At 39.6% G+C, this 6451-nt stretch carries 3 protein-coding genes and 2 pseudogenes; all 5 read left to right on the forward strand.

Annotated features, from left to right (window positions below; all coding sequences use genetic code 11):
* Window positions 1-303: pseudogene (locus ACO1O5_RS04950) on the forward strand (alginate export family protein); the annotation flags it as partial.
* A gap of 53 nt (window positions 304-356) precedes the next feature.
* Window positions 357-1685, forward strand: a complete 1329-nt coding sequence (locus tag ACO1O5_RS04955; RefSeq protein WP_486268731.1) for an MFS transporter — start codon at window positions 357-359, stop codon at window positions 1683-1685.
* Between the two features lie 44 nt (window positions 1686-1729).
* Window positions 1730-5302 carry a molybdopterin-dependent oxidoreductase gene (locus ACO1O5_RS04960; RefSeq protein ID WP_486268732.1) on the forward strand — a complete coding sequence of 1191 codons (3573 nt, stop codon included), beginning with the start codon at window positions 1730-1732 and terminating at the stop codon, window positions 5300-5302.
* Window positions 5295-5816 (forward strand): nitrate reductase associated protein, encoded by a 522-nt coding sequence (locus ACO1O5_RS04965; protein ID WP_486268733.1) that lies wholly within the window; start codon window positions 5295-5297, stop codon window positions 5814-5816. The genes ACO1O5_RS04960 and ACO1O5_RS04965 overlap by 8 nt, the downstream gene beginning before the upstream one ends.
* A 5-nt stretch (window positions 5817-5821) precedes the next feature.
* A pseudogene (locus tag ACO1O5_RS04970) lies at window positions 5822-6451 on the forward strand (rubredoxin); the annotation flags it as partial.

Raw genomic sequence — 6451 nt, forward strand, 5'->3', positions numbered from 1 at the left:
AAGATTAAGTGTACGAGCCTCAGTAAACGCCTGATTGCCGAATTAGATTATCATCATTTTAGCCTGGCTAAAGACGAAAAGGATTTAGGTGGAAACGCATTTAATAAATACCTCGGAAGTGAGTTTGACCTTGTGACAGATTATTCTCTCAACAAGATAACTACGCTTGAATATGGCTTCAGCCTTATGGTTGCAAATAAAAGTATGGAGTATGCAAAAAATATAACTCCGAATACAGCAAAGCTTACCGGTACCTGGAGTTACCTTATGATCATCGTTAAACCAGGATTTCTTTTAAAATAATCATTCTTCAAAAATGATCGAAATAAAAATATTCAAGCTAAAATAATTTACCCATGTCTACATTAGTTAACAATCAACCACTTACTAAGTTAAATGTATTAAGTTTCAAAGGTGTTCAAATGAGAACCTTCCACATTACGTGGCTTACCTTCTTTGCCTGTTTTTTTGGATGGTTTGGTTTAGCTCCGTTAATGCCTACGATCCGCCATGACCTTGGCTTAACAAAATCACAGGTTGGTAATACAATCATAGCGGCAGTATCTGCAACCATTATTGCCCGCTTAATTATTGGAAGGATAGCCGATATCTGGGGCCCTCGTAAAACACATACCGCTCTTTTGATTTTGGGTGCCATACCTGTAATGCTTGTGGGATTAGCACACAGCTACACAAGCTTTATTTTATTTCGTTTAGCCATAGGCGTTATAGGCGCTTCATTTGTGATTACACAGTTTCATACTTCTTTAATGTTCGCTTCCAATATAAAAGGCACTGCCAATGCTTTCACCGGCGGATGGGGCAATTTAGGAGGTGGCGTTACCAACATGGTTATGCCGTTGATATTTGCAGTTATTGTAGGTTTTGGCTATACAAAAGAAGAAGCATGGCGGTATGCAATGATAGTTCCTGGTTTGATGCTGTTGGCGATGGCATTTATATATTACCGGTTTACCAAAGATACTCCTGCAGGCAATTTTAATGAAATTCCGAGAATAAAAAAAAGTGAACAAAAAACGGACTGGAGTGTACTTACGGACTGGCGTATCTGGTCGCTTGCCATAGCCTATGCGGTATGCTTTGGGATGGAAATCACTTTCGACGGTGTAGCTGCCTTGCATTTCACCGATACTTTTCACTTGTCTCTGAAAGCAGCAGGTTTTTGGGCCGGCGCTTTTGGTTTCATGAACATATTTGCCCGGGCGCTCGGCGGTATTGCTTCAGATAAAATTGGCAAAAAAAGCGGCCTGCGCGGTAAAGGTTTTTTGTTAGCCGGAATGTTATTGCTGGAAGGATGTGGAATTATACTCTTTGCCAGCTCGGGCTCACTGGGCATGGCCATTTTATCCATGCTGACTTTTGCCTTATTTCTGAAAATGGCTAATGGCGCAACGTATGGCATCGTTCCTTTTATCAATGAAAAAAATGTAGGTATGGTAAGTGGCATCGTTGGCGCCGGCGGTAATGTGGGCGGTATGCTGTTTGGGTTTTTATTCAAATCAGAAGCCATCACTTACGTGCAGGCTTTTAAATACATCGGTTTTATGGTGATTGGAGTTTCTTTAATCGTCTCGATTACAAAATTTGCACTTGCGAAGAAAGTTGCGGTTGTTACTCTGGAGGATGAAGAAATTTTTGAAGAGGTTGAAATGAAAGCTGGATAACAAATGGATTTAAATATATACGGTCATTAAAATTGTAGCATACTTTGAATGATTTTAAAAATAGTATAACACACATATCTCCTCCCGGAAATGAAACAAATAAAACAACCTGCTGCTATTGTGGCGTGGGCTGCGGAATCATTGTGCATAAAGAAAAAAATGGAAGCTTGCGCATAGAAGGCGACAAAGACCATCCGGTAAACAAAGGAATGCTCTGCAGCAAAGGAATGAACCTGCATTATACCGTGATGGATCAAACTAACAGGATACTGTACCCTGAAATGCGATATGGGAAAAACCAACCAAGGCTGCGGGTTTCATGGGATGTGGCTTTAGAAAGAACCGCGGCTGTTTTTAAAACATTGATTGGAAAATACGGCCCGGATTCAGTAGCTTTTTATGCATCTGGACAATGCTTAACCGAAGAATATTATGTTGTAAATAAATTAATGAAAGGATTTATTGGAAGTAATAATATTGATACAAATAGCCGGTTATGCATGAGCAGTGCTGTTGTTGCTTACAAAATGAGTCTTGGTGAAGATAGTGTTCCCGTTAGTTATGATGACCTCGAACAGGCTGATTGCATTTTTGTTGCCGGTGGCAATCCTGCATGGTGTCATCCGATTTTATGGAGAAGGATAGAAGCAGCGAGGGAAAAGAATCCTTCATTAAAAATAATTGTAAGTGATCCCCGTAAAACACAAACCTGTTCAATTGCCAATGTTCACCTGCAATTAAATCCAGGTACAGACGTGGTACTGCACCATGCTATCGGTCGTTGTTTAATCGAGCAGGGAGATATCAATATTGATTTTATTCAGAACCACACAGAAGGTTTCGAAAATTATGCCAAGAACGTTTTCAAACGAACTGTAGAGGAGGCTGCCATGATATGCGGGCTAAAAGAAAAAGATATCCGTCTGGTGGCATCGTATATAGGCAATGCAAAAGGTTTCATGAGCCTGTGGACGATGGGACTGAACCAGAGTGTAATTGGTGTTAACAAAAATCTATCGATCATCAATCTAAATCTTATTACAGGACAGATTGGGAAGCCAGGTGCCGGACCATTTTCATTAACGGGACAACCTAATGCAATGGGTGGGAGAGAAGTGGGCGGCTTATCTAATTTACTCCCGGCTCATAGAAATTTAGCCGATACTGAAGACCGGGTGGCCGTAGAAAAATTTTGGCAAATACCATTAGGGACTATTCAGCCAAAAGCAGGTTTGACAGCTACGGAAATGTTTGATGCATTGAACAATGGGCAACTAAAAGCGATATGGATTTTATGTACCAATCCATTGGTAAGTATGCCGGATGTACGGATTGCAGAAGAAGGACTAAGAAAAGCGAAATTTGTGGTAGTACAGGAAGTAAGTAACACATCTGAAACTTTGAAATATGCGGATGTGGTTTTGCCTGCAGCCTCCTGGAGCGAAAAGGAAGGCACGATGACCAATGCGGATCGCCGCATCAGCTATTTGAATAAAATAATTCAGGCTCCCGGCGAGGCTCTGCCCGATGCAGAAATTATTTGCCGGTTCGCACAAAAGATGGGATATAACGGATTCGACTATACGAATCCGGCCGAAATATATGCTGAACATTGCGCTTTAACTGAAGGAACACGTATTGATATAAGCGGCCTGAGTTATGATGTCCTAAAGCTGAAGCGTACTGTTCAATGGCCATTTCCAAAACAAACAAAGGATAATGGGACTGCAAGGTTATTCATTGATAAAAAATTTTACACCCCTTCCCAAAAAGCAATTATTCATTCTGTTCAGGATGCCAATGAAAGTGAGCAACCTAATGCCAACTATCCCCTGATCCTTACAACAGGCCGCATCCGCGACCAGTGGCACACGATGAGCAAAACGGGCATGGTTAATAAATTGAACCAACACATCAGCGAATCCTTTTTAGAAATTCATCCGCATGATGCTGCAAAAAGAAATATCAGGGACGGAGAATTGGCCGAAGTAACTAATGCAAGAGGTTGTGTGCGTGTGAAAGCCAAATATTCAACCGATATTAAAAAAGGGGTAGTGTTTCTACCTATGCATTGGGGCAAAATACTCAATAGTGACCTGAACCGGACCAACAATCTAACCAATAACCTGCTGGATCCTAAATCTAAACAACCTGACTTTAAATTCAATGCTGTAGAAGTAAATTCTTATAAAAAGAAAAAAGAAAAAATTGCTATTATAGGAGCTGGCGCGGGGGCTTTTGGATTTATCAAAAGTTATCGTGCCCTGAATGAAGAAGACGAAATAGTTGTATTCAGCAAGGAAAACTTTCCATTTTATAACAGGGTATTGCTTCCCGATTATATAAGCGGGGCTCAAAAATGGGAGCACCTGGTGAAGATGAATGCGGAAGAAGAATTTGATTTTAATTTACGTTTACACCGCGGCGTTAGTATAGAAAAAATTGACAGAGAACAAAAATTGCTTTTTGATAGTGATGGCAAAATACATACTTACGATGTACTTATAGTGGCTACAGGCAGCCGGGCTGCCATGTTGAAAGACGTGCCCCAATTGCATGGCATCTTTACTATGCGAAACAGGGTTGATGCAGATAAGTTTAAACATCATATTGATCCATCAAAGGGAAAAGTGATTATAATAGGCGGAGGGTTATTAGGTATTGAACTAGCGGCTTCGCTTCACGAGGTAAATGTCGAGGTGACCATTATACAGCGTATATCCCGCCTGATGGACAGGCAACTGGATCCGCTGGGAAGCCAGTTGCTACACGAAGTGTTGACTGATAAAGGAATACAGATTTACTATAATGATGAAGTTGAAAGATTTTTAGGAATAGAAACAATTGAAGGAATCCGTTTAAAAAGTGGGGTAACTATTGATTGCCAGTCCATCGTTATTGCGGTTGGCACGGTTCCTAATATTGAGATTGCCAGGTCAGCGGGCTTAACATGCAACCGGGGTGTACTGGTGGATGAATACCTGCAAACTAACGATCCCTCTGTATACGCTATCGGTGAAGTGGCTGAGTTTAAAGGCTTCTTGTATGGCATTACAGCCGCCGCAGAACAACAGGCAGCTATTGTCGCAAAACATTTAAGCGGAGATATTTCAAAATATTATAGCGGTTCGCTGTTGATGAATATTTTAAAAATGCATGGCGCCGATGTTTGTTCACTTGGGCTCGCAGAGACACCCGATGACCCAACGTATGAAGAAGTGGTTTTTATTGACAAAGCAAAATGCTATTATAAAAAATGTATCATTCATAACGATCGTTTGGTGGGGGCTATATTAATTGGAGATAAAACGGAGTTTCTTGAATTCAGGGATTTGATAGAAAATAAAATTGAGCTTAGTGAAAAACGATTGCAGTTGTTAAGGAGCGGCAAAAAAGCAGAACCTGTAGTCGGAAAACTTGTCTGCAGTTGCGCCGGTATAGGAGACGGAAATATTACCAATAAAATAAATGAAGGCTGTAAAGATCTCGTTCAATTGTGCCAGCTTTCAGGCGCCGGCATGGGATGTGGTAGTTGCCGGCCCGAAGTTAAAGCTATCCTGGAACGGGAATTAAATAACCACGCATTAAATCTAAAAATAAGAGTTACTAATGATTAAAGAAACAGCTACTGAAATTGATCATAATGTTATCATGGAAAAAGGCAATAATCACGTTGCGTATTTTCAATTTGAAAAAGATTTTGTGGAAGACGGTATTCGTTGCATACCCATGATGGTTCGATTTAAATTAGATGCATGTGGTATTAAATTGAAATTAAAAGAATGGAGTAAGTTCAGTCCTGATGAGAAAAACATTTTGTGTGAAATGGATTGCGATAAACCGGCAGAGCTTAAGTTTTATCGAAATTATTTGCAACAGTTAGTTTGTAAATATAGTGGGAAAGAAGCCACTGATTTGCCAATCGATCCGGACCCCGAATGGATACATACCGATGAAATCCCTTTCTATTTGCAACAGGAACTTGCAAAATATAACTGGAAAATTTCCTTGCTTCAATGGAAATCATTAAGTAATCTCAAAAGATTTTCACTAATGAAATTGACGAGGCCTGGTCATGAAAACAGAAACTTTCCGAGAGCCTTTAAGGAATTTGGGTTGGTTATAAATTAAAGAATATGCGACACGCTTTTCAATTTAAAATAAATTTTAAAGGAGGTATTGTATCCCCCGGTTACCTATATAACCTGTTAGAAAATCTTGAAGGAGTTGGTGTAAAACAGGTTCGGTTTGGCTTAAGACAACAGCTACTCATAGACGCAGCAAAAAAAGATTATAAGAAAATTGCAACTGCATTGAAAATGATAAATGCAGATTATGAAACGAACAAAGACATTTATCCCAATATAAGCAGTTCTTATCCTGCAGCAGAAATTTTTATCAGGGATACATGGTTGAGTGAAGGAGTTTATAAAGATATTTTTGACCAGTTTGATTACAAACCCAAACTGAAAATTAACATAGCAGACAGCAACCAGACCTTCATGCCTTTTTTCACAGGTAACATTAACTGGATCGCCTCAAAACAAAATCATTTTTGGCATTTATATATCCGGTTTCCCAAAACAAATATTTTATTTGAATGGAAAGAGTTGATTTATACCAATGACATTGCACGTGTATCTAATGAAATTGAAAAAGTGATATTGAAAGAGCGTGATTTGTACTTTGATAATGTATCGGCCGATGGCAATCACCTCTATTCACAGGTAACATCACAAAACACTTTTATATCAAAATCTTCTTTA

Source organism: Ginsengibacter sp. (assembly GCF_057362405.1).